Origin of the sequence: Pseudomonas sp. SO81 (genome assembly GCF_030374125.1) — a bacterium.
Classification (GTDB): Bacteria; Pseudomonadota; Gammaproteobacteria; order Pseudomonadales; family Pseudomonadaceae; genus Aquipseudomonas.
Map to the genome: position 1 here is coordinate 1,618,713 of NZ_CP126126.1, position 25,094 is coordinate 1,643,806.

The following is a 25,094-nucleotide window of genomic DNA, read 5'->3' on the forward strand; positions in this document are numbered from 1 at the left end:
CAGCTTTATCTATGAACAAATCCCTCGCGTTGCTCACCGCCTCCCTCCTGCTCGCTGGCTGCCAGACCCTGGCACCCACGCCGGACGGCACCCCGCCGGTCGAGGACGCAGCGGCCAGCAAGGCCCCAGCCGAACCCAAGCAGTACGCCTCGTTCAGCGAGGAGACGCTGTACGCGCTGCTCTCCGCCGAACTGGCCGGCCAGCGCAATCGCTTCGACATCGCCCTCGGCAACTACGTGCAGCAGGCCAATGCCACCCAGGACCCGGGTGTGGCCGAACGCTCGTTCCGCATCGCCGAATACCTGGGCGCCGAGCAGGCCGCGCTGGACAGCGCGCTGATCTGGTCGAAGTCCGCGCCGGACAGCCTCGATGCCCAGCGCGCCGCCGCCGTGCAGCTGGCCCGCGCCGGTCGCTACGACGACGCCATGCAATATATGGAGAAGGTCCTGCAGGGCCAGGGCGACACCCACTTCGACTTCCTCGCCCTGTCCGCCGCCGAGACCGACCCGGACACCCGCGCCGGCCTGCTGCAAAGCTTCGACCGCCTGCTGCAGAAATACCCGGAGAACGGCCAACTGCTGTTCGGCAAGGCCCTGCTGCTGCACCAGGACGGCCGCGCCGAGGAAGCCCTGGAGCTGCTCGAAGGCCATGCCGCCAGCGAGGAAGAGATTCCCCCACTGCTGCTGCGCGCCCGCCTGCTGCAGGGCCTGGACCGTGGCGAGGAAGCGCTGCCGCTGCTGGAGAACGGCATCGAGCGCCACCCGGAAGACAAGCGCCTGCGCCTGGCCTATGCCCGCCAGCTGGTCGAACTGCAGCGCCTGGACGAGGCCAAGAGCGAATTCTCCGGCCTGGTCCAGCGCTTCCCCGATGACGATGACCTGCGCTACTCGCTGGCCTTGGTCTGCCTGGAAGCGGAAGCCTGGGACGAGGCTGCGGTCTACCTGGAAGAACTGGTGGCGCGCAACGCCCATGTCGATGCCGCCCACTTCAACCTGGGCCGCATCTACGAGCAGCGCGGCGACGCCGAGAGCGCACTGATCGAATACGCCCTGGTAGGCCCCGGCGACGACTTCCTGCCGGCCCAGGTGCGCCAGACTGAGATCCTCTTCGATAGCCAGCGCGCCGCCGAAGCCAGCAGCCGCCTGGCGCGCAGCCGCGAATCCCAGCCGGACTACGCGATCCAGCTGTACCTGATCGAATCCGAAGCCCTGGCAAACCGCCAGCGCCTGGAAGAGTCGTGGAAGGTGATCGGCCAGGCCCTGGAGCAGTTCCCCGGCGACACCAACCTGCTCTACACCCGCGCCATGCTCGCCGAGAAACGCGGCGACCTGCCCGGCCTGGAGCGCGACCTGCGCAACATCATCGAGCGCGAGCCGGATAACGCCACTGCGCTCAACGCCCTCGGCTACACCCTGGCCGACCGCACCACCCGTTACGACGAGGCCCGCGCCCTGATCGAGCAGGCGCACAAGCTCAACCCGGAAGACCCCGCCACCCTGGATAGCCTGGGCTGGGTCAACTACCGCATGGGCAACCTGGAAGAAGCCGAGCGCCACCTGCGCGCAGCCCTAGCCAAGTTCCCCGACCACGAAGTCGCCGCCCACCTGGGCGAAGTGCTGTGGGCCCAGGGCAAGCAGCGCGAGGCCCGCAAGGTCTGGGCCGGCGCCCTCGAAGCCCAGCCCGACAGCCCCATCCTGCGCTCCACCATCCAGCGCCTGACCGGTTCCGAGAAGCTCTGACCCATGTTTCGCCACGCCCTCGTTTTCAGCCTGATCACCCTGCTCGCCGGCTGCGCCGGTCTCACCAACCGCGAGTCCGTCGAAGGCCAGGGCGACCCGCAGCAGTGGCAGGCGCACAAGGCCAAGGTCGCCGCCCTGGATGGCTGGCAGATCAGCGGCAAGGTCGGCATCCGCGCGCCCAAGGACTCCGGCAGCGGCACGCTGTTCTGGCTGCAGCGCCAGGGCTACTACGACATTCGCCTGTCCGGCCCGCTCGGCCGCGGCGCTGCGCGCCTGACCGGGCGCGAGGGCGACGTGCTGCTGGAAGTGGCCAACCAGGGCCGCTACCAGGCCGAGTCGCCCGAGGCCCTGCTCGAAGAGCAACTGGGCTGGCGCCTGCCGGTCTCACACCTGTTCTGGTGGGTGCGCGGCCTGCCCGCTCCCGACAGCAAGAGCCGTGTCACCCTGGATAGCGACAGCCACCTGGCACGCCTGGAGCAGGACGGCTGGCAGCTGCAGTACCTGAGCTATGTCGAGCAGAACGGCTACCGCCTGCCCGAGCGCATCAAGCTGCACGGCACCGACCTCGACATCACCCTGGTGATCAAGGACTGGCAGCCGCGCCAGCTCGGCCAGTAATCCTCTGCCCGACGCCGTAGCCCGGATGCAATCCGGGGACGGCCCCACCGAAAAGCCCCGGATTGCATCCGGGCTACGACCGCCATGACGAATCCAGCCATCCCCGACCACGCCGAACTGATCCTGCCCGCCCCGGCCAAGCTCAACCTGATGCTGCACATCCTCGGCCGCCGCGCCGATGGCTATCACCTGCTGCAGACCCTGTTCCAGTTTCTCGACCACGGTGACGAGCTGGGCTTCGCCCTGCGCCAGGACGGCGAGATCCGCCTGCATACCGAGGTGGCTGGCGTACCGCATAACGCCAACCTGATCGTGCGCGCCGCGCGCCGCCTGCAACAGGAATCCGGCACCACCCTCGGCGCCGATATCTGGCTGGACAAGCGCCTGCCCATGGGCGGCGGCATCGGTGGCGGCAGCTCGGATGCCGCCACCACCCTGCTCGGCCTCGATCACCTGTGGCAGCTGGGCTGGGACGAGGATCGCCTGGCCGCCCTGGGCCTGAGCCTGGGCGCCGACGTACCGGTGTTCGTGCGCGGTCGCGCGGCCTTCGCCGAAGGGGTTGGCGAGCAGCTGCAACCGGTGGAACTGGAAGAGCCGTGGTTCCTGGTCGCCATCCCCCAGGTGAGCATCAGCACGGCCGAGGTTTTTGCCGACTCCGAGTTGACACGTGATACCCCCGCCATTACAGTTCGCAGCCTTCCCGAGGGGGGCGGTCGTAACGACTGCCAACCGGTTGTCGAGAAGCGTTACCCCGAAGTGCGTAACGCCCTGAAAACGCTCAACAAATTTGTTGCTGCGAAGATGACCGGAACCGGAGCTTGCGTGTTTGGGAGCTTCCCAAACCAGGCCGATGCTGATAAAGTCTCGCGCCAACTTCCGGCCACCCTGCCGAGCTTTGTTGCTCGCGGCTGCAATCGGTCTCCGTTGCATCGCAAGCTCGAAACGGCAACTCGGAAGTGAATGCGGGACAGTCGGTTATCCGATACAGGGGCGTCGCCAAGCGGTAAGGCAGCAGGTTTTGATCCTGCCATGCGTTGGTTCGAATCCAGCCGCCCCTGCCATAACCACCCAGCATTCGATAAACACTTTAGGGGCGTCGCCAAGCGGTAAGGCAGCAGGTTTTGATCCTGCCATGCGTTGGTTCGAATCCAGCCGCCCCTGCCATACTCTCGAAAGCTGTTCAGAAAGCCGGTCTTTTTGAGCAGCTTTTTTCATCGGAACCACAGGCAGGTACTGCGCGTGTCCAAGATGATGGTCTTCACGGGGAACTCCAACCCCGATCTGGCTCGTCGCATCGTGCGTCAGCTGCATATCCCCCTGGGCGATGCATCCGTAGGCAAGTTCTCCGACGGCGAAATCAGCGCCGAGATCAACGAGAACGTGCGCGGCAAGGATGTCTTCATCATCCAGCCGACTTGCGCGCCGACCAACGACAACCTGATGGAACTGGTAGTGATGGCTGACGCCTTCCGCCGTTCCTCGGCGACTCGTATCACTGCCGTGATCCCCTACTTCGGCTATGCCCGCCAGGACCGCCGTCCGCGCTCCGCCCGCGTGGCCATCAGCGCCAAGGTCGTGGCCGACATGCTGACCGTGGTCGGCATCGACCGCGTTCTCACCGTCGACCTGCACGCCGACCAGATCCAGGGCTTCTTCGACATCCCCGTGGACAACATCTACGGCTCGCCAGTGCTGACCGACGACATCCAGGATCAGCGCTTCGAGAACCTGATGATCGTCTCCCCGGACATCGGCGGCGTCGTCCGCGCTCGCGCCGTGGCCAAGAGCCTGGGCGTCGACCTGGCCATCATCGACAAGCGTCGTGAAAAGGCCAACCAGTCCGAAGTCATGCACATCATCGGCGATGTCGACGGCCGCACCTGCGTGCTGGTCGACGACATGGTCGACACCGCCGGCACCCTCTGCCACGCCGCCAAGGCGCTGAAAGAGCACGGCGCCTCGAAGGTCTACGCCTACGCCACCCACCCAGTGCTGTCGGGCCGCGCCATCGAGAACCTGGAAAATTCCGTGCTGGACGCACTGGTGGTGACCAACACCATCCCGCTGTCCGCCGCGGCTCAGGCCTGCCCGCGCATCCGTCAGCTGGACATGGCCCCGGTTATCGCCGAAGCGGTTCGCCGCATCAGCAACGAAGAATCGATCAGCGCGATGTTCCGCTAAGCGGAACCTCCCTGGCGACAAGTGCCCCGCCGCGTGCGGGGCTTTTTGCCCAACCGTCCGCACGCTGGTCGCAAGCGCTTCGGACGGTTTGGTTTATTTGGAGAACTGTAATGACTGAATTTGCCCTGAATGCCAACGTGCGTTCCGACCTGGGGAAAGGTGCGAGCCGCCGCCTGCGTCGTAACGAAAGCCTGGTTCCTGCCGTAATCTACGGTGGCGAGAAGCCGGCCCAATCCATCAGCATCCTCGCCAAAGAACTGGCCAAGCTGCTGGAAAACGAAGCTGCCTTCAGCCACGTGCTGGCCCTGTCCGTTGACGGCACCGCCGAAAACGTCGTGATCAAGGCCCTGCAGCGTCACCCGGCCAAAGGCTACGTAATGCACGCCGACTTCGTTCGCGTCGTTGCCGGCCAGAAGCTGAGCGCCCACGTTCCCCTGCACTTCATCAACGAAGCCAGCTCGGTTGGCGTGAAGCAGCAAGGCGGCGAAGTGTCCCACACCATCTCCGAAGTCGAAGTTTCCTGCCAGCCGCAAGACCTGCCGGAATTCATCGAAGTCGACCTGGCTAAAGTGGAAGTCGGTCAGATCGTTCACCTGTCCGACATCAAACTGCCGAAGGGCGTCGAGCTGGTGGCCCTGGCCCACGGCAACGACCTGGCAGTTGCCAACATCCACGCTTCCCGCGTGAAGGACGACAGCGCCGAGTAATCACTCACGCTGCTCCTCCTGTAAAAGGGCCCCTGACGTGACTGCCATTCAACTGATCGTCGGCCTGGGTAATCCAGGCCCCGAATACGACCAGACCCGGCATAACGCAGGGGCCCTTTTCGTTGAGCGCCTGGCCGACAAGCAACGCGTCAGCCTCAGCCTCGACAAGAAGTATTTCGGCCTGGTGGGCAAATTCAGCCATCAGGGTCGCGACGTTCGTCTGCTCATCCCCACCACCTTCATGAACCGCAGCGGCCAGTCCGTGGCGGCGCTGGCGAATTTCTTCCGGATCAGCCCGGACGCCATCCTGGTGGCCCACGACGAACTCGACATGCCTCCCGGCGTCGCCAAACTCAAACTCGGTGGCGGCCACGGCGGGCACAACGGCCTGCGCGACATCATCGCCCAGCTCGGCAATCAGAACGGCTTCTACCGCCTGCGCCTCGGCATCGGCCATCCCGGCCACGCCAGCCTGGTCTCCGGCTTCGTCCTCGGCCGCGCGCCGCGTAGCGAGCAGGAGCTGCTGGACAAGAGCGTCGAATTCGCCCTCGACGTGCTGCCCGAGATGCTCGCCGGCGACTGGACCCGCGCCATGCAAAAGCTGCACAGCCAGAAAGCCTGACCCTTTTTCACGACTTCATCTCCGCGAGGGATACACCATGGGATTCAACTGCGGCATCGTCGGCCTGCCCAACGTCGGCAAGTCCACCCTGTTCAACGCCCTCACCAAATCCGGTATTGCCGCGGAGAACTTCCCCTTCTGCACCATCGAGCCGAACAGCGGCATCGTGCCCATGCCTGACAGCCGCCTGGACGCCCTGGCCGCCATCGTCAAGCCCGAACGCGTGATCCCCACCACCATGGAGTTCGTCGACATCGCCGGCCTGGTGGCGGGCGCCTCCAAGGGCGAAGGCCTGGGCAACAAGTTCCTCGCCAATATCCGCGAGACTGATGCGATTGCGCATGTGGTGCGCTGCTTCGAGGATGAAAACGTCATCCACGTCGCCAACAGCGTCGATCCCAAGCGCGACATCGAGATCATCGACCTCGAACTGATCTTCGCCGACCTCGACAGCTGCGAGAAACAACTGCAGAAGGTCACTCGCAACGCCAAGGGCGGCGACAAGGAAGCCCTGGCGCAGAAGGCCATCCTCGAGAAGCTCATCCCCCACTTCACCGAAGGCAAGCCCGCGCGCAGCCTGATGAAGAACATGAGCGCCGACGAGAAGCTGGTCATCCGCGGCTTCCACCTGCTCACCAGCAAGCCGGTGATGTACATCGCCAACGTCGCCGAAGACGGCTTCGACAACAACCCGCACCTCGACGTGGTCCGCGCCATCGCCGAGGAAGAAGGCGCCGTCGTGGTACCGGTGTGCAACAAGATTGAGGCCGAGATCGCCGAGCTGGACGAAGACGAGGAGAAGCAGATGTTCCTCGAGTCCATGGGCATGGAAGAGCCGGGCCTGAACCGCGTGATCCGAGCCGGCTACGACCTGCTCAACCTGCAGACCTACTTCACCGCAGGCGTGAAGGAAGTCCGCGCCTGGACCGTACGCATCGGCGCCACCGCCCCTCAGGCCGCCGCCGTGATCCACACCGACTTCGAGAAAGGCTTCATCCGCGCCGAAGTAGTGGCGTACGACGACTTCATCCAGTTCAAGGGTGAGGGCGGCGCCAAGGAAGCCGGCAAATGGCGCCTGGAAGGCAAGGAATACATCGTCAAGGACGGCGACGTGATGCACTTCCGCTTCAACGTCTAAGCCCCTGCAAAAGCCCCGCAATCGCGGGGCTTTTCATATCCACCCAGCGCTCTCCCCCGTCGAGCCTAAGCGCTTGATAACGAATCAATTTGTCCGCCAAACGGGGTTGACAGCCCAAGCCGACAAGAGAATAATGCGCGCCACTCGGCTACATAGCTCAGTCGGTTAGAGCGCAGCATTCATAATGCTGATGTCCCAGGTTCAAGTCCCGGTGTAGCCACCATACAAAACAAAGGGTTAGCGAAAGCTAGCCCTTTGTCATTTCTGAAGCTGTCCCACAGCTGTCCCTTTCTTGTCTCACATCCCAAGCAGCTGCCCGCCGATGCAATGCTCAAATATCTCAGTGAGCGGCAACGGGTCACCAAAAGCAGCGGCAATGTTAGCCGGAATCCAATCAGGGGTATCGACCTCCCACCAGTCGATCTGGAAGCCGGCGTTAATGATGATGTGCTCAAACAGAACACGCTGCGCTCGTCCATTCCCTTCGCGGAAGGGGTGAATCATGTTCACCTCACCATAGAAATCAGCGACAGCAGGTACCAACTGAGCCCTAGCCATACCCTCAAACCAATTCCTAGCAGCCAGCCCACGAAACAACCGCGCGGCCTCCGGCTCAATACGACCAACAGTGCAGAAGCGAGTATCTTGCTTGGAAATGTCGACGGTTCGTAGCTCACCAGCCCATTGGTAAACCTCACCAAAAAGCTTGAGATGGATACGAGACATATAGGAAAGATCGTAGGGCGGCAGCTCAAACTCAATTTCATCTAGAGCAGCCGCAGAAAGGTCACGCTCAGCGTTGCTGAGAGCATCCTCGTCAGTCAGATTCAGGAGATTCCGGAGGACTGTAGTCCCTGGATAGCAGTACGGGTCTGGACCTGTACCGTATTTGTCACGCATTCAGCTTGCGCGCGCGAGGAGCAGGCGAGTCAGAAGACGAGGAGCGATTACCACGCTCAGACTTGCACACCTCAAAGCCCTCTAGACGCAGACTGGCCGCATAGTTCGCTTTGCGGGTAGCAGCAAAATAGGCCTTTTTGGCCTCCAATGACGGTTTCGACATGCTGGTCACCTTTTGAGAGATTTCATTATCTCACTATCTCCGATCATTGCTATGACAGATCGTTGCTATGTCACATCCGTACTATCTCAACGTATTAGACACTTTGGTGGAGCAATGCAAGGGGAGAAAGTGTCAAAGCGGAAGCGAAATGGTCAGGAGCCAGATGTGCATAGCGCATTGTCATTTTGATATCCCCATGCCCCAAAATGCGCTGCAGCGTCAGGATGTTCCCACCCTGCATCATGTAGTGGCTGGCGAACGTATGCCGCAGGATGTGGGTCATCTGCCCTGGAGTATGCAGGCCGGTGCGCTCATAGGCTTTACGGAACGCCGATCGGCAAGAGCTGAACAGCTTGCCACTCCCTGGATAGCCCCGCGCCAATAGCAAATTCTCCAGATCAGGCGGAATCGGTACCGACCGACTCTTGCCGTTCTTGGTCCGAGCGAATCGCACCTGTCCGTTAAGCACCTGCTGCCGGGTGATGCTCTCCGCTTCATCCCATCGAGCCCCTGTAGCAAGGCAGAGTTTCGCGACCGGCAACGTGTGGCTGTTGGTTGAAGCCTCACACTCACGAAGCACCAATCGACACTCATCCAAGGTGAGAAACGCCCGCTCTGTTTCATCGACCTTGAGCTGTCGGAGATTGGCCAAGGGGTTGGCCTCATGCCATACGCCAAGGCGGATCAGCTCATTGAAAACGGCCTTCAGATAACGATGCTCATGGTTCACTGTGGCCGGGGTGCAGTCCTTCAAACGCTGCATCCGGTAACGGCCGAAATCCAGGGCGGTGAAGCTAGAGGCAATAGGGTTGCCGAGTGCCTGGGCTATGGCCATGGTCCGGGGGTAGCGATATCGATCCTTCAGAGTGGAGCCGTGCAGCTCTTGCCAGACCTCGACCAGATCAGACAATCGCTCTCCAGGATCACGACCGCGCTGCGCGTACTGGCGGCGCATATCGGATATCCAGCGCTCGGCCTCGCTCTTGGTGCGGAACCCCTTCTTGCGCTTGCGAATACCTAGCTGGCGATCAAGCCAGAAGTCGGCATCCCAGCCATTGGCACCCTTCGAGATCATATCGCCCTACCCCACCGGATATGCCGTTCCTCCAATAGGTCGCGGATGTGACGGTAGAGGTCGATGGTGGTCATATCCTTGGCCGCGTAGTGTTCGCGGATAACCGGCCAGCATTCCCAGGTTTGCAGCCGTTCAAACGCCTTTTTTGCGCCCACTCGCTCCCTAGCCAGCAGGCTGACGAAGTTTCCCAGGAACAGCTCGACGTTCTTGCCGGAGAAGCCTCGGGCGGTCTTGTGCTGCCGCTTGTATTCGGTGGCATCGATCAGGGAATCGACTGGCAGATCGACACGCACATCGTCGCGGATCAGCGTCCAGAGAGGATCGAAATAACCAGGGCGAGCCAGCAGCTTGAACTGGCTCAGACCGTATCGCCACAGCCCATCCAGATGTCCCGCAAAGGTCGCATAGGAGTCGGTTTCGATAATGTTGCCGCTGGCCAGATCGACCGAGCCACTGGCGAACTGCTGAATGATGGAATGGTGGTAGCGGAGCTCAATACGCCACACATCCTGGGCCGGGTCGTAGTTGTCCGGGTCGCCCTCGTCGAAGCTGTCACGGCGCTTCCAGACACCTTCCCAATAGTCGAGTTTGTCGGTGGCCCTGGCCTGTTCGGTCTTGTTGTAGATGCACAGCTGCATGCCTCCAGCAGAGCCGAACATGGAGGTTTCGCCGCGGCCGTAGACGCTGGCCTTCGTCGCCCAGGAAATCTCATTGATGCCCGAGATATCCCGATGGGTGCGCGCTCGGCAGTGCATGCGGGCGACCAGATCGGTCGGCGGTTGCCAGCCCTGCAGGTCTAGGGCCAGGTGAACGGCACACTGGTTGCGCTCCACCAGGGTCAGGGCATGGCTGGCGTAGTAATCCATACGCTCTTGCAGGCGCTCAGGACTCATCGCGTCGATGGCATGGGGTGACACTTCGACCTTGAGGTGCGGACCGATCACGTCCGATTTGCAGTTGAAGTTCTTCACCAGCAGCACGAAGCCCAGGTCGGCATTCTGGAGCTTGTACTGGTAGCCCGAGTCCTTGCCGACGCGGCCGGTGTGCCAGCGTTCCCCAGCGAAGTCGACGATGGTGCCCGGCTTGTCGAACAGCGCCAGGACCTGGGGCTGGATCAGCCCGCGATACAGCTGGCGGACAGTATCCACGCCGCAACGCAGCAGGCGGACGCGGCTCAGATTGACGAAGCCAATCTTGCCCAGCTCAACGAACAGGCGGCCCGTTTTGCTCTCGGCACCTGTTTCGAGATCAAGGCGGAGGAAGTCTCTGGGTTTCATGGGATATTTCCTTGTTTCCAGTCTTTATGGGGCTTTCGAATTTGGTTTGTCTGACGTGTTACAGGGACGTCTCGCGGCGGCCTGCACACGCAGGGGCGCTCTGAACCGAGCCGCGCCTTTGCGAGTGCAGGCCGCCGCGTCGTCTGTTGCTGCGCTGATCAAGAAGGGTTCGGGCGGCACCTGACTGGCCACCCTGGATGTGGGGAAGGCGAGGCAGAGCAGAAGCAGGACGACCGCCAGGGACAGCGGGCGTGAGGGCGACAGGTAGGAGAGCAAGACCAAGGGCGCCGCCCTTGTTATCCCGCTCTTGCCGCCGAGGGCTCGGGAGCGTGGGGTGGTGAAGCTACCCCACACTCCCCGGCAGAGGCTGTTCATGTTCGTGCAGGGTCAAGGGTGCGCTGCGCCCGTGCTTCCGTTCTTCGGAACGGTGGAGCTGTTCCGACGAGCCGGGAGCGCGGCCCCTGACCTCTCAGAATAGGTTCGGGTCATACGGCCCAGTACGTTGCCGGAACTGTGCCGGTCGCGGTGCCGTATCGCCCGAATGGTATGAATGTCGGAGAAGAACACTTCGTTAGGGAAACGGCTGTCTTCGGCTGCGTTGAATGCCAAAAAGTAGGATTGCTCATAGATGCCGGTCACCGGCAGAACGAGACCGACAATGTGAGCGCATATCCAGTGTGATTCAGGCTCATCGTCCCATCGCAGCTCTATCAGAACGAACTGCCCCAGGTATGGCAGAGCGGAGGCGGCATCCAGAGCAACAGGGGTGCTAGTCATGGCTGTAGTCCCCCTCTTTGAACTCGTCCTTGCCGCTCAGCAAGTCTTCGCGGAGCTTGCGGACGTTGACCATGAGGCAGTCACTGACCCGCACGCTTGGCAGGGTGCCGCTCTCGACAAGCTCCACCACTTCGCTAACAGGGAGGCCGCTGGAGGTAGCGAAGGTGACGATGCTGCACAGGTCGCCGATACCGGTGCCGAGGGGGACGACATTGCCACCGATTTGAGGCCGGCTCTTATCTGCGTTGTGATCACTCATCGGCGTAGTCCCCCTGGGCGAAGATGGTCTTTCCGTTGGTAGATCGGTGCGGATTTGGGCGAGGTTTACCAGGCGGGGGCGGCCCATCTTGATGCTCGGGATGGTGTAGGTATGAATCCAGGCGATCACCGTATCCACGGAAACGCCGTTCATAGCAGCGAAGATTTCCTTGCTGCAGGTGAGTGCGTTACGGCAGTCGAGGTAGATCACTCGTTTACCGTCAATATCGAAGCTCACATCGAAGGGTGGTTCGTTCAGATGCTGCGTACTCATCGCCTATCCCTGCTCCTGAAATGCTCATAAACTGTCGTTCAAGGGTGTTTCACGCCTAAATAATTTAGGCTGTGGACGCAAGTCTATGGATAAACTATTTAGGCGTAAATAGTTTAGGTGCTTGTGGTGTAGATCAATTGGGAATAAGAGACGAAAGGGTTAGAGCGCTTGTCCGCCATCTCAGCCCTTCACTGGTGGCCAAAAACACCGGCATCGAAAAGGCTCGCTGGGGGACTGTCGCCCACAACCAGAAGGTAAAAGTACGCCTCGAAGACCTCGACGCATTAATTGAGGCGTTCCCCGAGTACGAGCTATGGCTTTGGAAGGGGGAAGTTGATCCAGGGAAGGGGCAGATCAGTCCAGCCTATGCTGAGGCAGACCTAAAATTGGAAGGACACGAAGCGGGCAGCAGGTAACAGCGGAAGTGGCCCGGCGATGGTTCGCCAGAAGAAAGGATTCTTGATATGCAGGTCGGCAGGGATAGCGCGCATACAAACCAAGCGGCTAACGGCCTTTCTCCTTACCACAGCCGCCTGGCTGTCTCCCGGCAGCTCTGCCATAGCATCAACTCCTAATGAAACCGCCTTGGTCGTGTCTTGGCCCGCTACACCGAGTGCGGATGCAGTGACCTTCACAATCCCTGAAGAGTATCTCCACAGAAGCACCACTTTCTTGAACAAAGACGGCACCGTTGAGTCGTTCGCGGTGCTTTTTGAGCTGCGTGGTCTCAAGCCACTCCAAGACCGGTCTTGGCTGAAAGAAAAGAAGGGCACCCCACAATATGAGGCGTTCATGAAGCGCTGGCAGGGGCGCTTTGCGATGGACGTTCATCAATCAAGTACTGGCAATGACAATGGGGCAGTGACCGAGGGATGGAGACGCCAAACAGGAGCCGGCTCTGGGTATTACAGAGATGGGTCTATAGCCGGTTTGGATCGTTACTCTACAACGGTGTGTATTGATCACCGCTTCAAGAATGAGGCTCTTGCCAAAGCTGTAGCGCTCAAAGGTGCCGATGATCCATCTCCCCCTGGCTGCATCATCAACCGCAAGTGGACCATTCTGGTTAGTCCTTGGAATACTCCCAATGATGAGGCTGCTGCAATTATCTGTATGACCACAGGGTGCAAAATGTTCTTTGATGCTGTTGGTCGACGCGCCTCAATTGGCATTGATCATAAAGACATTAAAAGATGGTTCAAAATCAAGCAGGCCGGGCAAAGCCTGGCTCAGCGGCTTGTGACTTACTGATCAGCTCTTCACGGGCAGGAGGGTGTATTGGGAAACATCATCGACATGGCTAGCTTCGAGCACCTTCGAGGCCAGAAGAAATCAGCTCGATACACCTGCCCGAAAACAAACGTCACGTCTCCCGTTATCTACAAGGTGCTGATACCTGACGGCGAAATGGATGGTGATACCCCCTACTTCACCGGCACGTTCACCCCCTATTACCAACTTCAAGAAACGCCTTGCTATGGGAACTCAGACCTGCCGGGATTCCCAGCATCATCAGCAACCCAAATCAGCACCCTGCAAGCCGACGACGCTTTTCACCTGGATGTAATCCACATCGCCAACAAGGAGCAGGGAGAGGGCTTCAGAAAGGCTTGCTATCACCTTGGCATGGATGCCGAGAGTCTGAGCTGGATAGAGAATCAACAGGGCGCATTCGCCCTGCTAAAGAGGGAAGGTTCTGAGAAGAATGGTCACATCATTTTTTACACAAGCAAGGACGAATACATAGCCATGCTGAGCCGCACTCTGCCGTGCGAGTATGTCGCAGCCTTCAATAGTGAAGGAGAGATCGTTCCGGTGAAGAGCCTTCAGGATGATGAGGGCTAGAGGGACGCGAGACGAAGCAGTGTCCCAATGAAGGGCTGAATCTAGCCCGAGCAAGGATAGATGAGGCTAAAGGCATGCTGTAAGCGGCGGTTTTGCTGGTGTTCAGCTCTTACGAGAGTAGGTGCCGCTTTTTCATAATGCAGGCACCTGAGTCCTCACCGACAATAGCCCCCCTGCATTTCGGCTGGGCATCTGCGCCGCATGGCTGCTCTATTGATTTAAGCCACCACTCCCGCATTCGCCCACACATTCCGGACACCACCATGAGAGACAACTTCGAAAACATCCGCGCCGAGCGCGACGTGCCGCTGCACCGTGCCAGTGCGCCCAGCCAGAACTACGCCGGGCTGTGGAAGCAGATCGCCCTCGGCATCGTGGTCGGCTATTCGGTACTGGGCGTGCTAAGCGCCGCTGGCTGGTGGTTCGTCAAGCTGGCCCTGAGCGGGCTGCAGATCACCACGCCTTGAGCGGCTAGCTCTTCTGCCCGCGCCCGGCCAGCAGCAGGCCGCTGACGATCAGCGCGCCGCCAACCCAGTGATAGGTCTGCAGGCTTTCGCCCAGCAACACCCAACCGAGGATGGCGGTGAATACAGGCATCAGGTAGTTGCTCATGGCCGTGCGCGCGGCGCCCAGCTCGCGTAGGCCAATGTTCCATAGCTGGTAGGCCAGCACCGAGGCGAACAGCGCGGTGTAGCCGATCGCGGCGAGGTTGGGCAGGCTGGGCTCGAAGCGCGCGCCCTGCCAGAGCTCCCAGGCATAGAGCGGCGCCAGCATCAGCAGGCCGATCAGCACCAGGGCGCCGAGCACGGTGAAGGGAGGCAGCTGAAAATGCGCGCTCCAGCGCCGTAGCAGCAGCGAGTACAGCGCCCAGTCGAGGGTGGCCAGCACCATCAGCAGGTCGCCCTTGGCGAAGGACAGGCTGCCCAGCACCTGCCAGTTGCCCTGGGCGATCAGCCACAACAGGCCCACCAGCGCCAATCCCAGGCCGACCCAGGCGCGCCGCGCCGGCCATTCCCCCAGCAGCAGGCCCGCGCCGATAAAGGTGGCCAGCGGCAGGCAGGTGCTGACCAGGCTCAGGTTGATCGCCGCGGTGCTCAGCGCCGCCGTGTAGAGCAGGACGTTGTACAGGGTGATGGCCAGCAGCGCGGCGAACCACAGGCGCCAGCCGGCGCTGCGCAGCGTGTAGCGATGCTGCCAGAGCGAGGGGCCGACCAGCGGCAGGAGGATCATCAGGGCCACGGCCCAGCGCCAGAACGCCAGGGAGAACGGCGGGATGGCGCCGGTGAAGGCCCTCGCTACCAGCGAGTTGCCAGCCCAGAACAGGCTGGCCAGGGCCAGTCCGAGCCAGGCCAGCAGTTGCGCGCGCGGCACCTCAGGACTGGCCGAACGGGCGCAGGCGGTACTGCGGCGGCAGTTGTTCCAGGCCGCTGACGGTGACATTGAGGTTCTTCCAGCGGCCATCCTTGATGCCGTAGATGCAGCCGTGCACGGACAGCTCCTGGCCGCGATGCCAGGCGTTCTGCACGATGGTGGTGTGGCTGACGTTGGCCACCTGGTGGATGACGTTGAGCTCGCAGAGGCGGTCGACCTTGTCTTCCTCGTTCTCGATCGTGGCGAAGTGTTCGCGCTGCTCGTAGTAGAGGTCGCGGATCGAGCGCAGCCAGCCGTCGATCAGGCCGAACTGGCGGTCCTGCATGGCCGCGCGCACACCGCCGCAGCCGTAGTGGCCGGTGACCAGGATGTGTTTGACCCGCAGCACGTCGACCGCGTACTGGATCACCGAGAGGCAATTGAGGTCGGTGTGCAGCACCACGTTGGCGACGTTGCGGTGGACGAAGATATCGCCCGGCAGCAGGCCGACGATCTCGTTGGCCGGCACCCGCGCGTCCGAGCAGCCGATCCAGAGGAATTCGGGGGTCTGCTGCTTGGCCAGCTTGGCGAAGAACTCCGGATCCTTCTCGTTGACCGCTTCGGCCCAGCGCGCGTTGTTGTCAAACAGGTGCTGCAGGTCGCTCATGTCGTGGTCCTTGTCGCCCGCCGCAGCAAGCACTAGTCGATCAGGGTGCAGGCCATTACCAGCGCGTCTTCGCGGCCGCCGGCGGCCGGGTAGTAGTCGCGGCGCCGGCCGACCTCGTTGAAGCCGTAGCGCTCGTACAGACGATAGGCGTCCTGGTTGCTGGCGCGCACTTCGAGGAAGCATTCGCCGGCGTTGAGCTCCATCGCCCGGCGCATCAGGTGCTCCAGCAGCAGCAGGCCGAGGCCGCGGCCCTGGCTCTGCGGGCGCACGGTGATGTTGAGCAGATGCGCCTCGTCGATGATCACCTGGATGATGCCGTGGCCGACCTGTTCGTCGCCGTCGAACATCACCCAGCAGTCGTAGGACTTCAGGCCGTCGGCGAACAGGTTGCGGTTCCACGGGTGGCTGAAGGCGGCGTTCTCGATCTGCAGCACGCGGTCCAGGTCCGCCTCGGTCATCGGGCGGAAGCTGATGGCGCCGCTCATGCCGAGGCTTTCCAGCGCGGCATCAGCCGGCGCATGGCGCGCCACAGCTCGGCCTTGCGCTGCGGCTCGTCCATCAGCAGCTCCAGGCTCGGCAGCGCCCAGGCCGCGCCCAGGCCCTCGACCTGCAGCTCGCGGTTATAGGCCTGCTCGTCCGCCTCGCCGGCGAAGCGCACGGCCGGTAGGCCGATCAGCCACAGGCAGCTGCAGGGCTGGCTTTCCAGCTGGCCGGCGAGCACGCCCTGGACGTAATCGCGAGCGGCCTCGGGGCCCTGGTCGAGGTTGCCGCGCGACAGCAGCGGCCAGCGGATCGGCGAGCCGTCGCCGACCTGCTGCGGGGCGTCCGGCAGCCCAGCGGCGCGCAACAGGTCCTTGAGCAACAGATAGGAAGGGTCGCGGCTCTGGAAGGGCTCGCCCGTGGCCAGTTCGACCAGCAAGGCGCAGTCGCCGGCGCGCAGCAGCTGCAGGGCGAAGCGTGGCGGCGGCACCACTGGCTTGGCCTCGGCCACCGGCGCCTCTTCCGGCTCGGCCTTGGCCTCCGGCTTGGCGAATACCTTGGACGCGGCCGACGGACGCGGCACCTCGATGACCGGGCGCTGCGGCTCGACCGGCGCCTTGGCCTCGACCACCGGCGCCGCCACGGGCACCACGGGCGCGGCGGGCGCGACTTCCGGCTCGGGCAGCGGCTGCAGCAGCTCGGCGCGCGACGGCGCGGCGAACGGCAGCTCCACGCGCGGCAGCCAGCTGGCCACCTGCATGGCGGTCAGATAGGCACGGCGGCGGACTTCTTCGATCAAGAGGGGCTTCCAGACAAGGCGGAATCAGGCGCGAATTGTGGCCTGAATCGGGTCCCGGGAAAAGGCCGATGGGCGTGACGGCCAGCTTGGCACCTTTGCAGTACAATTCCGCGCTTTATAAGAAGCAGCCTGCCGAACGGATGCCCCGATGATTGATCCCAAGCGCGTCTTGCGCGCCCTCGCCGAGCACTGGACGCTGCTCGAACCGCTGTGCGAGCGCTTCGATGCCGGCACCCTGAGCCTGATCGAGCTGCGCAACCAGCTCGGTGCGCAACTGCCCGAGGGCAGCCCTGCCGACATCACCGCCCTGCTCGACCAATGGATCCGCCTGGATATCCTGGTGCCGGTGGCCAAGAGCCCCAACCGCTTCGAGCTGAACGCACAGATCCACGACTTCCTCGCCTACCTGCGGCGTGAACACCGCCTCGGCCTGTGCCTGGAGATCGAAGCCTACCTGCGCCATCTGGAGCGCCTGGCGGGCTATATCCAGGACGCCTTCGAAGTCCGCGACGGCAACGACCTGGCGCGCCAGTTGCGCCTGCTCGATATGCGCGTGCGCGATGTGCTGAAGAAGCTCGGCAATGACGAACAGGCACTGATCGGCGTGGCCGAGCGGGCCAAGACCAGCGACCGGCAGATCCCGCTGCGCCAGCGCTACGCCGAAGTACTGGCGACCTGGGACGAATACGTCGAGCCGATGATCCAGCTGGTCGCGGCCGACGGTGCCTTCGAGCAGGGCGTACGCCGCGTCGAGCAGGTGCTGCTCAAGCTGCTCGGCGAACAGCAGCGCCTCGGCCAGCTGGTCGACGACGACCTGCTGCTGCGCACCCACGCGCGCATCCTGGAGATGCAGACCACCGCCCAGCTGACCCTGCGCAAAGCCCGCGAGCTGCTGCTGCCGCTGCGCGAGGAAGCGCGTCGGCACAACGCCGTGACTCGTGGTGCGGCGCTGGCCCTGGCGGCGATCCGCAAGAAGGGCCTGGACGCCGTGCCGCAGGCCTCGCTGCCGCTGCACAGCCGGCCACAGAGCACCTTCCTCGGTACCGCCTCGCAGGTCGAGGCGTACGTCTACGCCCTCGCCCGCTTCGAGCCCAAGCCGTCGCAATTCCCCAAGGCCAGCGGCACGCGCAAGGGCGAACCGCAACGCGCGCCACGCACCGCCCGCGAGATGATCGAGCGCTGCGAACAGGCCCTGCCGCTGCCGGACCTGATGGGCTGGCTGCTGGACCAGGAGCCCAACGGCGCCACCGACGAATTGCTCTACTGGTTCTCGCGCCTGTCCCGCGACAGCCGCTTCCAGCGTGAGCGCCTCGAGCGCCGCGACTACCTCACCCGCGAGCATCAGGTCAGCCTGAGCTCCTACGCCCTGATCAAGCCGGCCGGGACCACCACCGCATGAATATCGACCTGAAAGAACTGACCCAGCTGGCGCCGATTTTCCGCGAGCTGTTCAAGGGCTACCACATCAGCCGCCGCGACCCGGAGCTGTACACCCAGCTGTCCAACCTGCAGGACCAGTACCGCGCGCTGTTCAAATCGCTCGGCTACGAGCTGACCTGCGACACCCGCGGCTTCTACTACTTCGTTCCCGAGCAGATGGGCGCCCAGGTCAACAAGACCGCCCAACGCCTGGCGTTGTTCACCTTCATCCTCGTCGAGCATTTAGCGGACCAAGGCCGCGACCCGCTGGCAGTGCTCGATGGCGGCAGCCTCGGCCGCGACGAGCTGCCGCCGCTGCTGGAGAAGTACAAGGACCTGTTCCTGCAGGCCGAAGTCACCACCCAGGACGAGCTGGAAGAAAAGGTCATGCGCCGCCTGACCCAGCTCGGCTTCGCCAGCGAGGACAACGGCGTGTACCGCTTCCTCGCGCCGATGCACCGCTTCCTCGACGTGTGTCTGGCCGTGCAGCAGGACCGCGACCTGGCCGCCAGCCTGCACAGCGCCCTGCCGCTGCCGACGCCGGTACTGGTCGCCGATGACGGCGAGGACGACATCGTGCTGATCGAGCCCGTCGCCGACGTGGCCATCGAGGAAAGCGAAGAAGACGCCCTGGCCCGCGCCATGGCCGAAGAACGTGAAGCCCAGGAGATCGACGCATGAGCCAGGAACGCTACGGCATCCGCCGCTTCGCCCTGCTGAACACCGCCGGCTACAGCCTCGGCCTGTTCCCGCTGGAAAACCCGCTGTCGGTGTATGGTGCCAACAACCTGGGTAAATCGGCGTCGATCAACGCCCTGCAGTTCCCGATCCTGGCGCGCATGTCGGACATGAGCTTCGGCAAGTACAGCCTGGAAGCGTCGCGCAAGTTCTACTTCGCCAGCGACACCAGCTACATCCTCGTCGAAGTGTCCCTGCCCCACGGCCCCCACGTGATCGGCGTGGCCGGTCGCGGCCCGGGCGGCGGCTTCGGCCACCAGTTCTTCGCCTACCAGGGCGAGCTGGACCTGCAGCACTACCAGAGCAACGGCACCTGCCTGCGCCAGCGCGAGCTGTTCAACAACCTCGGCCAGGCCGGCATCGTCGCCTACGAGCTGAAGCCGGAAGAGCTGCGCCGCCTGCTGGTCGGCGGGCACACCTCGATCCCGCTGGACCTGACCCTGATCCCGCTGCGCTCCACCAGCGAGCAGAGCCTGAAGACCTTCCGCGCGCTGTTCATCAACCTGCTGCACATGCGCGAGATCACCGCGGCCAAGCTCAAGCAGCTGTTCCTCGACGCTTTCGAGCACAGCCTGCGCTCCGGCAGCGTCGACTACATCGCCGCCACCGAAGAGGCCTTCCGCGACGTGCGCCGCATGGAGCAGGACTACCAGGCGCTGGTCACCGCCGGCCCGCTGATCGAGGCGCTGTCCGCCGGCGTGGCCCAGCGCGAAATACTGCGCGGCAAGCTGCATCGCCTGTCGCCGCTGCTGGATAGCCTGCTCGGCACCTGGCAGGACTACGCCGGCGCCCGCCGTGACGAGCTGCTGACCCAGCACGAACACTACCGCGCCGAGCAGGACGGCCTGCAGCACGAACAGCGCGGCGGCACCCAGGAGCTGATGCGCCTGGAGCGCGAGATCAGCGAGATCCAGCGCTGGATGGGCGAGCTGGCGGTGCTGAAGAACCGCTTCGCCCTGGTCGACGATGTGAAGGTGCTGGAGGCCCAGCTGCTCGCCGCCAAGGACGCCCACGACGAACTGGCCGGCGCCCTAGCGCAGTCGCGGCAGTTCTCCGCCGAGGATCTGGACGAGCGTCTGCGCGATCTGGAGAAACGCCTGAAGTCGGTCAAGCAGCAGCTCGACCACGCCGACAACAACAGCTACTCGCGCCTGCGCGAGGAGTTCAGCCAGGCCGATGTGGATCGCCTGATGCGCCTGTTCAACGGCCAGCTGTTCAGCCTGCCGCTGGGCGAGAAAGGCATCCAGGCCGAGGGCGATGACTGGGTCAAGGCGGTCGAGGCCGTGCTGGATCGCTTCAAGGGCGATCACTTCGAGGTGCCCGGCCTGTCCATCGACCTCTCGCACATCGAGCCGCCGGCCCTGCAGGCCCTGGCCGACCGCGCCGCCCTGCGCGACCAGCGCGACCGCCTGGAGCGCGAGCTCAAGCAACTGAAGACCCAGCAGGCGGTGGCCAACGACCGCGCGGCGAGCAAGGCCCAGGCCGAGCAGCTGTACCAGGCCGTGCTGGATGCACAGAAGGCGCTGGAAGACTTCCGCCGCTGCCAGACCCTGTCCGCCGAGGACGCCAGCAAGCTGGAACAGCTGGAGCAGCTGGAAGCCGCCCAGGACGAGCTCAAGCGCGCCGCCGATGCCTTCACCGAGCGTGTGCAGCAGCTCTCCGCCAAGCTGCAGCTGGTCGGCCGCCAACTGGCCGATCTGGAAGCCAAGCAACGCACCCTGGAAGACGCCCTGCGTCGCCGCCAGCTGCTGCCAGCCGACCTGCCGTTCGGCACGCCGTTCATGGACCCGGTCGACGACTCGCTGGACAACCTGCAGCCGCTGCTCAACGACTACCAGGACAGCTGGCAGGCGCTGCAGCGCATCGACGGGCAGATAGAGGCGCTGTATGCCCAGGTGCGCCTGAAGGGCGTGGCCAAGTTCGACAGCGAGGACGACGTCGAGCGTCGCCTGCACCTGCTGGTCAACGCCTACGCGCACCGCCAGGACGAAGCCCTCACTCTGGCCAAGGCACGCCGCGCCGCGGTCACCGATATCGCCCGTACCCTGCGCAATATCCGCAGCGACTACGACAATCTGGAACACCAGCTGGCGCTGTTCAACCGCGAGATCAACAAGCGCCAGGTGTCCAACCTGGAGAGCTTCCGCATCGTCCTGGCGCCGAACAAGGACGCGCTCAAGCATATCGACCAGATCATCCACAGCGCCGGCCAGTACGAGGAAGGCGAGACCCTGTCGGTGTTCGATCTGCAGCAGAGCGGCGATCAGGACGCCAAGAACGAGGAGGCCAAGGAGTACCTGGCGCGCCTGGTGGCGGCCAACCACAACCAGCTGGGCCTCAAGGACCTGTTCGAACTGGCCTTCGAGATCACCAAGGTCGGCGGTCAGCCGGTGATGCACACCGACATCGACGGCGCGGCGTCCAACGGCACCACCATGACCATCAAGGCGCTGACCAACATGTACCTGTTGCTGCACCTGATGGACCGCGAGCAGGCCGGCAAGGTGCGCCTGCCCTACTACCTCGACGAGGCGGCGGACATCGACGAGCGCAACCAGCAGGCACTGATCGAGACCAGCCTGCAGCTGGGCTTCGTGCCGATCCTGGCGTCGGTTAAGCCGCAGGTGTCGGCCACCGTGGCCATCGACCTGGAAGGTGGCAGCGGCCCGAACGGCATCTACATCGACGAGGCGGATTGGAAGTACATCAAGCGCCGCGAGACGGCCAAGGTGCAGGAGGAACAGGCCGAGCTGGCCTGATCCTTACGCGCAAACGAAAAGGGCCGCTCATGCGGCCCTTTTTCTTGGGAGGAAGAAACTTGCGAGCGAAGGTCAGGCTAGGCGGAGCCAGTCGAGAAAGCGCAGCTTACAAAGGGTAAGTGAGTATTTCGAGACTGGCGCCAACAACGGCTGGCCGAGCGCAGCCATTTCTTAGTCGTCCTGGTGGTCCTGGAGTATCTGGCCGTTGGTGGCATCCAGCTCCATGTCCCACTTCACGCCCTGGGCGTCGCGTACTTCCACCTGGTAGATGTAGCGGCCGTATTCCTCCTCCAGCTCGGTCTCGGTGACCTGGCCACCCTGGTGCTTGGTGAGAGCGGCGGCGTTGAGCTTGTCGAAGCTCTGGATGGTACCGGCGTCACGCAACTTGAGCGCTTCGTCCGGGCCCAGGTCGCGGGCCTGGGCGATGCCGGCGGTGGTGGCGAGGGCAGTGATGGCGAAAAGGGCAGTCAGCTTGTTCATCTCGTGTCTCCGTCGGGAGTGCTTGGTTTCGACGGGAGTAAAGATAACCAGGCCGACTTAACCCAAGCTGAATCCGCCTATTTCTCCAGGGCGATCTTCGGCGCCCACTTCAGCCACTCCTCGTTGACCTCGTCGTTGAGGGCGAAGGTCTGGCCGGGTTTGGCCGGGCCGCCCATCACCGCGTTGTCCGGTGTGGCGAAGGCGATACCGCCTTCCAGCAGCGCCTCCAGCGACTCGGTACGCACCTTCACGCCCTTGAACAGGCCGGCATCCACACCGATGCCGCTAGCATTCCAGAAGCGACTGCCGGTGCGCACCAGGGGTGCGTAGCGAGGCTCGATCAGCACATGGATAAGCACACGATCGGAAGTCGGGCCTAGTTCGAAATGGGTGACCTTGCCCACCGGTATCTCGCGGTAGCTGACCACCACACCGGGCTTGATCGAGCCCCGGCGCGCCGTGCTGAGGATCAGGCGCAGCCCTTCCTCGCGAGTCTCGGCGGTAGGCGCCTGCTTGCGCACCTCGAAGTAGTGCTGCGGCTTGCCGGCCTTGGCCGCCGGCAGCACTTCGAGGTACTGACCGCTGACCAGCGTCTCCAGGTTGGCGGTACGCACCAGGCCCAGCTCGGGCTTGACCACCCAGAACTCGCTACCGACGGAAGCCACGCGCCCGACGGCCTTGGTGATGCGTGCATTGAGCAGCACGGCCTGCAGATCATCGGTCAACTCGACGCTTTCCACCTTGCCGACCTCGATGCCCTTGAAGCGCACCGAGGTGCCTGGATTCAGGCCGTCACCAGTGGGCACCTTGATCTGAATCGCCACGCCTTCCTGCAACGCGGCGTCACGATCGCCGTGCAGCGTGAAGCGCTGGATCTTGCGGTTGACCGGCGCCTTCATATCCGGGGTCTCGAAGGTCACGCCCCCGGCCAGCAGGCTCTGCAGCGACTCACTCTTGACCTCGATGCCCGAGGAGATACCGCCCTTGAGCGTCACACCGCTGGCATTCCAGAAGCGCGTGGAGCTGTTCACCAGGTTGGCGTAAGCCGGCTCGATGTGCGCACCGAGGACCACCCGCTTGCGATCACGGGAGAACTGGAAGCTCTGGATGCTGCCGACCTTGACCTGGCGGAAGAGGATCGGGCTGCCGACTTCCAGCGAACCCAGAGTGTCGGCGAACAGCACCAGGTGAAGACCGGGGGCATCGATATCTAATGGTGGCGCCTTGGCCCGGGCCACGAAGTCACGCAGCGGCGGATTGCCCTTCTCGCCCGGTTTGATGGCGATGTAGTTGCCCTTTACCAGTGCTTCCAGGCCGGTGATACCAGCCAGGGAGATTGAAGGCTTGACCGTCCAGAATTCGGCGCCCTCGGTCAGGTAATCCTCGGCGCGCGGGTCCAGCATCATGTCGAGGGAGGCGGTTCTCAGGTCCTCGTCGATCTTGATGGCCTTCACGGTACCGACCTGGATGCCCTTGTACATGATCGGCGTGCGACCAGACTCGATGCCCTCGAAGTCCTGCAGCTTGAGCGTGGCCTTGATGCCGGCCTGTGCCGCATCGAAGTCCTCGTAGAGGCGGAAGGGAATCGTCGGGTCGGTGGGTGGGCTGTCCTTGCGATGTTCCGGGGTGGCAAAGGCGATGCCGCCAGCGACTATGCTCGACAGCGACTCGGTGCGTACCTTGACCCCGGACAACCCGGCGTCGATGGTCACGCCGCTGGCGTTCCAGAAACGCGTGTGCTTGCGCACCAGGCTGCTGAATTCGGGCTGGATGAATATCTGAATCTCGACGGTGGTCTGATCTTCGGCGAGTTTGTAGCTCTTCACCCGGCCGACCTGGATCTGCTTGTAGAACACCGGGCTGTCGCGATTGATCGAGGCCAGGCGGTCGGCCTTGAGGGTCAGGTGCAGGCCAGGCACCGTGTCGGCCAATGGCGGCTGCTCACCGAGCGCGACGAACTTGCGGGTCGGCTCGCCATCGCCGGGGCTGGCGGTGATGTAGTTACCCGACACCAGTGTCTCCAGACCGGTGATACCAGCCAGCGAGACGCTGGGCTTGACCAGCCAGAAGCGCGTATTGCTGCGCAGATGCGGCTCTACGCGCTTGTCCATCTCGACGGTGACGCGTACGCCGCGCTCTTTGCCGTGATCGTCCAGTTCCATGCCGATGACCTTGCCGATCGACATGCCCTTGTAAATGACCTCGGTCTTGTTGACCTGAATGCCATCGCCCGAGGGGAAGAAGATCTGAATCTCGATACCAGCCTGGCTGTAGGCTCGATAGGCCAGCCAGCCGCCAATCAGCAGAGCGATCAGGGGCAGCACCCAGATGGCGGACCAGTTGGTGGTACGCCGGGTCTTCGCGGTGTTCAGCTCGGTCATGCAGGAAAACTCCATTCCTTAGAGCGGGTCCGAAGGCTTCCTTGCGGCAGCAGCAAGGTCAGCGCCCGCTATCACGCTAGTTCAACAACAGGGCGAACAGCAGGCGCAAGCCTAACGCAAGCGGCGGTCAACCGCATGCCTCGGACCGGGTTGCCGAATATTTTTCTTGGGCGCAAAAGCCAAACCCCCACCCGATTTCTCGGATGGGGGTTTGGGGATAGGAGCTTGACGATGACCTACTCTCACATGGGGAAACCCCACACTACCATCGGCGATGCGTCGTTTCACTACTGAGTTCGGGAAGGGATCAGGTGGTTCCAACGCTCTATGGTCGTCAAGCAATTCGGTTGGGGACTCGGTGTTTAGTCGTTTCCCCTAATGGGTATGTGATATGTGGCGTTGCGGTTCTTAGCGAACTTTCGGTTCGTTTGTCGACTTCACCATACA

The 25,094-nt window shown here is 63.0% G+C and carries 26 protein-coding genes, 3 tRNA genes and 1 rRNA gene; 16 read left to right on the forward strand and 14 right to left on the reverse strand.

Features of this window, described 5'->3' with window-relative positions; translation table 11 throughout:
* The first annotated feature begins 11 nt into the window (after positions 1 to 11).
* From OH686_RS07780 to OH686_RS07825, 10 genes are all read left to right on the forward strand, one after another.
* Positions 12 to 1,739, forward strand: coding sequence for a tetratricopeptide repeat protein (locus tag OH686_RS07780; RefSeq protein WP_289537516.1), 1,728 nt, complete (start codon positions 12 to 14; stop codon positions 1,737 to 1,739).
* Between the two features lie 3 nt (positions 1,740 to 1,742).
* Positions 1,743 to 2,357, forward strand: coding sequence for a lipoprotein insertase outer membrane protein LolB (gene lolB / locus OH686_RS07785; protein WP_289537519.1), 615 nt, complete (start codon positions 1,743 to 1,745; stop codon positions 2,355 to 2,357).
* Between the two features lie 84 nt (positions 2,358 to 2,441).
* Positions 2,442 to 3,317, forward strand: coding sequence for a 4-(cytidine 5'-diphospho)-2-C-methyl-D-erythritol kinase (ispE, locus tag OH686_RS07790; RefSeq protein ID WP_289537521.1), 876 nt, complete (start codon positions 2,442 to 2,444; stop codon positions 3,315 to 3,317).
* Positions 3,318 to 3,343: 26 nt separating this feature from the next.
* A tRNA-Gln gene (locus OH686_RS07795) sits at positions 3,344 to 3,418 on the forward strand.
* A 28-nt stretch (positions 3,419 to 3,446) separates the two neighbouring features.
* A tRNA-Gln gene (locus tag OH686_RS07800) sits at positions 3,447 to 3,521 on the forward strand.
* Between the two features lie 75 nt (positions 3,522 to 3,596).
* Positions 3,597 to 4,538 (forward strand): ribose-phosphate pyrophosphokinase, encoded by a 942-nt coding sequence (locus OH686_RS07805; RefSeq protein ID WP_289537523.1) that lies wholly within the window; start codon positions 3,597 to 3,599, stop codon positions 4,536 to 4,538.
* A gap of 110 nt (positions 4,539 to 4,648) precedes the next feature.
* Complete coding sequence (locus tag OH686_RS07810; RefSeq protein ID WP_137974061.1) at positions 4,649 to 5,245, forward strand: 50S ribosomal protein L25/general stress protein Ctc; 597 nt, start codon at positions 4,649 to 4,651, stop codon at positions 5,243 to 5,245.
* 37 nt (positions 5,246 to 5,282) lie between these two features.
* Entirely contained in the window at positions 5,283 to 5,867 is a 585-nt protein-coding gene (pth, locus tag OH686_RS07815) for an aminoacyl-tRNA hydrolase (RefSeq protein ID WP_289537526.1), read from the forward strand.
* A 37-nt stretch (positions 5,868 to 5,904) separates the two neighbouring features.
* The gene (gene ychF / locus OH686_RS07820; protein WP_289537529.1) at positions 5,905 to 7,005 is read left to right on the forward strand and encodes a redox-regulated ATPase YchF; all 1,101 of its coding nucleotides are present in this window, start codon (positions 5,905 to 5,907) and stop codon (positions 7,003 to 7,005) included.
* A 146-nt stretch (positions 7,006 to 7,151) separates the two neighbouring features.
* Positions 7,152 to 7,228 (forward strand) — tRNA-Met (locus tag OH686_RS07825).
* A gap of 74 nt (positions 7,229 to 7,302) precedes the next feature.
* Here OH686_RS07825 and OH686_RS07830 read toward each other — a convergent pair.
* The 7 genes from OH686_RS07830 to OH686_RS07860 form a co-directional block, all read right to left on the reverse strand.
* A complete protein-coding gene (locus tag OH686_RS07830) occupies positions 7,303 to 7,905 on the reverse strand; it encodes a Fic/DOC family protein (protein WP_289537532.1) in 603 nt (200 codons plus the stop codon).
* Complete coding sequence (locus OH686_RS23225; RefSeq protein WP_354005281.1) at positions 7,898 to 8,068, reverse strand: YhfG family protein; 171 nt, start codon at positions 8,066 to 8,068, stop codon at positions 7,898 to 7,900. The genes OH686_RS07830 and OH686_RS23225 overlap by 8 nt, the downstream gene beginning before the upstream one ends.
* A 94-nt stretch (positions 8,069 to 8,162) precedes the next feature.
* Entirely contained in the window at positions 8,163 to 9,143 is a 981-nt protein-coding gene (locus OH686_RS07840; RefSeq protein WP_289537535.1) for a phage integrase, read from the reverse strand.
* Positions 9,140 to 10,420, reverse strand: a complete 1,281-nt coding sequence (locus tag OH686_RS07845; protein ID WP_289537538.1) for a phage replication initiation factor — start codon at positions 10,418 to 10,420, stop codon at positions 9,140 to 9,142. The genes OH686_RS07840 and OH686_RS07845 overlap by 4 nt, the downstream gene beginning before the upstream one ends.
* 387 nt (positions 10,421 to 10,807) lie before the next feature.
* Positions 10,808 to 11,197, reverse strand: a complete 390-nt coding sequence (locus OH686_RS07850) for a hypothetical protein (protein ID WP_289537541.1) — start codon at positions 11,195 to 11,197, stop codon at positions 10,808 to 10,810.
* Complete coding sequence (locus OH686_RS07855; RefSeq protein WP_289537543.1) at positions 11,190 to 11,729, reverse strand: hypothetical protein; 540 nt, start codon at positions 11,727 to 11,729, stop codon at positions 11,190 to 11,192. Before OH686_RS07855 ends, OH686_RS07850 begins: the two co-directional genes overlap by 8 nt.
* Before the next feature lie 380 nt (positions 11,730 to 12,109).
* Positions 12,110 to 12,409, reverse strand: coding sequence for a hypothetical protein (locus OH686_RS07860; protein WP_289537544.1), 300 nt, complete (start codon positions 12,407 to 12,409; stop codon positions 12,110 to 12,112).
* Between OH686_RS07860 and OH686_RS07865 the strand changes: the two genes are divergently transcribed.
* The 3 genes from OH686_RS07865 (at position 12,402) to OH686_RS07875 (ending at position 14,041) form a co-directional block, all read left to right on the forward strand.
* Positions 12,402 to 12,980: a hypothetical protein gene (locus tag OH686_RS07865; RefSeq protein WP_289537546.1), complete on the forward strand. Its 579-nt coding sequence runs from the start codon at positions 12,402 to 12,404 to the stop codon at positions 12,978 to 12,980. The genes OH686_RS07860 and OH686_RS07865 overlap by 8 nt on opposite strands.
* Positions 12,981 to 13,007: 27 nt before the next feature.
* Positions 13,008 to 13,574, forward strand: coding sequence for a hypothetical protein (locus tag OH686_RS07870; protein ID WP_289537548.1), 567 nt, complete (start codon positions 13,008 to 13,010; stop codon positions 13,572 to 13,574).
* A 263-nt stretch (positions 13,575 to 13,837) separates the two neighbouring features.
* A complete protein-coding gene (locus OH686_RS07875) occupies positions 13,838 to 14,041 on the forward strand; it encodes a hypothetical protein (protein WP_289537551.1) in 204 nt (67 codons plus the stop codon).
* Between the two features lie 4 nt (positions 14,042 to 14,045).
* Here the strand turns inward: OH686_RS07875 and OH686_RS07880 are convergent, their stop codons facing one another.
* From OH686_RS07880 to OH686_RS07895, 4 genes are read right to left on the reverse strand one after another with little or no spacing between them, the layout of a single operon-like run.
* The gene (locus OH686_RS07880; protein ID WP_289537553.1) at positions 14,046 to 15,014 is read right to left on the reverse strand and encodes a DMT family transporter; all 969 of its coding nucleotides are present in this window, start codon (positions 15,012 to 15,014) and stop codon (positions 14,046 to 14,048) included.
* Positions 14,947 to 15,591: a carbonate dehydratase gene (gene can, locus OH686_RS07885; protein ID WP_192396535.1), complete on the reverse strand. Its 645-nt coding sequence runs from the start codon at positions 15,589 to 15,591 to the stop codon at positions 14,947 to 14,949. The genes OH686_RS07880 and can overlap by 68 nt, the downstream gene beginning before the upstream one ends.
* 32 nt (positions 15,592 to 15,623) lie before the next feature.
* Positions 15,624 to 16,076 (reverse strand): ribosomal protein S18-alanine N-acetyltransferase, encoded by a 453-nt coding sequence (gene rimI, locus OH686_RS07890; RefSeq protein WP_289537556.1) that lies wholly within the window; start codon positions 16,074 to 16,076, stop codon positions 15,624 to 15,626.
* Complete coding sequence (locus OH686_RS07895; protein WP_289537558.1) at positions 16,073 to 16,870, reverse strand: energy transducer TonB; 798 nt, start codon at positions 16,868 to 16,870, stop codon at positions 16,073 to 16,075. Before OH686_RS07895 ends, rimI begins: the two co-directional genes overlap by 4 nt.
* A 148-nt stretch (positions 16,871 to 17,018) precedes the next feature.
* On the opposite strand from OH686_RS07895, the gene mksB reads away from it, so the two are divergent.
* From mksB to mksF, 3 genes are read left to right on the forward strand one after another with little or no spacing between them, the layout of a single operon-like run.
* Positions 17,019 to 18,269 (forward strand): Mks condensin complex protein MksB, encoded by a 1,251-nt coding sequence (gene mksB, locus OH686_RS07900; protein ID WP_137974026.1) that lies wholly within the window; start codon positions 17,019 to 17,021, stop codon positions 18,267 to 18,269.
* Positions 18,266 to 18,970, forward strand: a complete 705-nt coding sequence (mksE, locus tag OH686_RS07905) for an Mks condensin complex protein MksE (RefSeq protein WP_289537562.1) — start codon at positions 18,266 to 18,268, stop codon at positions 18,968 to 18,970. The genes mksB and mksE overlap by 4 nt, the downstream gene beginning before the upstream one ends.
* Positions 18,967 to 21,786, forward strand: a complete 2,820-nt coding sequence (mksF, locus tag OH686_RS07910) for an Mks condensin complex protein MksF (protein ID WP_289537565.1) — start codon at positions 18,967 to 18,969, stop codon at positions 21,784 to 21,786. Before mksE ends, mksF begins: the two co-directional genes overlap by 4 nt.
* Positions 21,787 to 21,957: 171 nt before the next feature.
* Here the strand turns inward: mksF and OH686_RS07915 are convergent, their stop codons facing one another.
* The 3 genes from OH686_RS07915 to rrf all read right to left on the reverse strand — a co-directional run bounded on the left by OH686_RS07915 (position 21,958) and on the right by rrf (position 24,986).
* The gene (locus OH686_RS07915; RefSeq protein ID WP_192396529.1) at positions 21,958 to 22,266 is read right to left on the reverse strand and encodes a PepSY domain-containing protein; all 309 of its coding nucleotides are present in this window, start codon (positions 22,264 to 22,266) and stop codon (positions 21,958 to 21,960) included.
* Between the two features lie 77 nt (positions 22,267 to 22,343).
* Positions 22,344 to 24,647: a PqiB family protein gene (locus tag OH686_RS07920; RefSeq protein ID WP_289537568.1), complete on the reverse strand. Its 2,304-nt coding sequence runs from the start codon at positions 24,645 to 24,647 to the stop codon at positions 22,344 to 22,346.
* 223 nt (positions 24,648 to 24,870) lie between these two features.
* Positions 24,871 to 24,986: ribosomal RNA gene (gene rrf / locus OH686_RS07925) — 5S ribosomal RNA — on the reverse strand.
* Between the last annotated feature and the right edge of the window lie 108 nt (positions 24,987 to 25,094).

Coding starts and splice junctions, on each gene's coding strand:
- OH686_RS07880 (WP_289537553.1), bottom strand. CDS start 15,014: ATGTCACCGTCAGCGGCCTGGAACAACTGCCGCCGCAGTACCGCCTGC.
- can (WP_192396535.1), bottom strand. CDS start 15,591: ATGAGCGACCTGCAGCACCTGTTTGACAACAACGCGCGCTGGGCCGAA.
- OH686_RS07920 (WP_289537568.1), bottom strand. CDS start 24,647: ATGACCGAGCTGAACACCGCGAAGACCCGGCGTACCACCAACTGGTCC.
- mksF (WP_289537565.1), top strand. CDS start 18,967: ATGAGCCAGGAACGCTACGGCATCCGCCGCTTCGCCCTGCTGAACACC.
- OH686_RS07915 (WP_192396529.1), bottom strand. CDS start 22,266: ATGAACAAGCTGACTGCCCTTTTCGCCATCACTGCCCTCGCCACCACC.
- mksE (WP_289537562.1), top strand. CDS start 18,266: ATGAATATCGACCTGAAAGAACTGACCCAGCTGGCGCCGATTTTCCGC.
- OH686_RS07810 (WP_137974061.1), top strand. CDS start 4,649: ATGACTGAATTTGCCCTGAATGCCAACGTGCGTTCCGACCTGGGGAAA.
- ispE (WP_289537521.1), top strand. CDS start 2,442: ATGACGAATCCAGCCATCCCCGACCACGCCGAACTGATCCTGCCCGCC.
- mksB (WP_137974026.1), top strand. CDS start 17,019: ATGATTGATCCCAAGCGCGTCTTGCGCGCCCTCGCCGAGCACTGGACG.
- OH686_RS23225 (WP_354005281.1), bottom strand. CDS start 8,068: ATGTCGAAACCGTCATTGGAGGCCAAAAAGGCCTATTTTGCTGCTACC.
- ychF (WP_289537529.1), top strand. CDS start 5,905: ATGGGATTCAACTGCGGCATCGTCGGCCTGCCCAACGTCGGCAAGTCC.
- OH686_RS07875 (WP_289537551.1), top strand. CDS start 13,838: ATGAGAGACAACTTCGAAAACATCCGCGCCGAGCGCGACGTGCCGCTG.
- OH686_RS07830 (WP_289537532.1), bottom strand. CDS start 7,905: ATGCGTGACAAATACGGTACAGGTCCAGACCCGTACTGCTATCCAGGG.
- OH686_RS07840 (WP_289537535.1), bottom strand. CDS start 9,143: ATGATCTCGAAGGGTGCCAATGGCTGGGATGCCGACTTCTGGCTTGAT.
- lolB (WP_289537519.1), top strand. CDS start 1,743: ATGTTTCGCCACGCCCTCGTTTTCAGCCTGATCACCCTGCTCGCCGGC.
- OH686_RS07855 (WP_289537543.1), bottom strand. CDS start 11,729: ATGAGTACGCAGCATCTGAACGAACCACCCTTCGATGTGAGCTTCGAT.
- OH686_RS07780 (WP_289537516.1), top strand. CDS start 12: ATGAACAAATCCCTCGCGTTGCTCACCGCCTCCCTCCTGCTCGCTGGC.
- OH686_RS07850 (WP_289537541.1), bottom strand. CDS start 11,197: ATGACTAGCACCCCTGTTGCTCTGGATGCCGCCTCCGCTCTGCCATAC.
- OH686_RS07845 (WP_289537538.1), bottom strand. CDS start 10,420: ATGAAACCCAGAGACTTCCTCCGCCTTGATCTCGAAACAGGTGCCGAG.
- rimI (WP_289537556.1), bottom strand. CDS start 16,076: ATGAGCGGCGCCATCAGCTTCCGCCCGATGACCGAGGCGGACCTGGAC.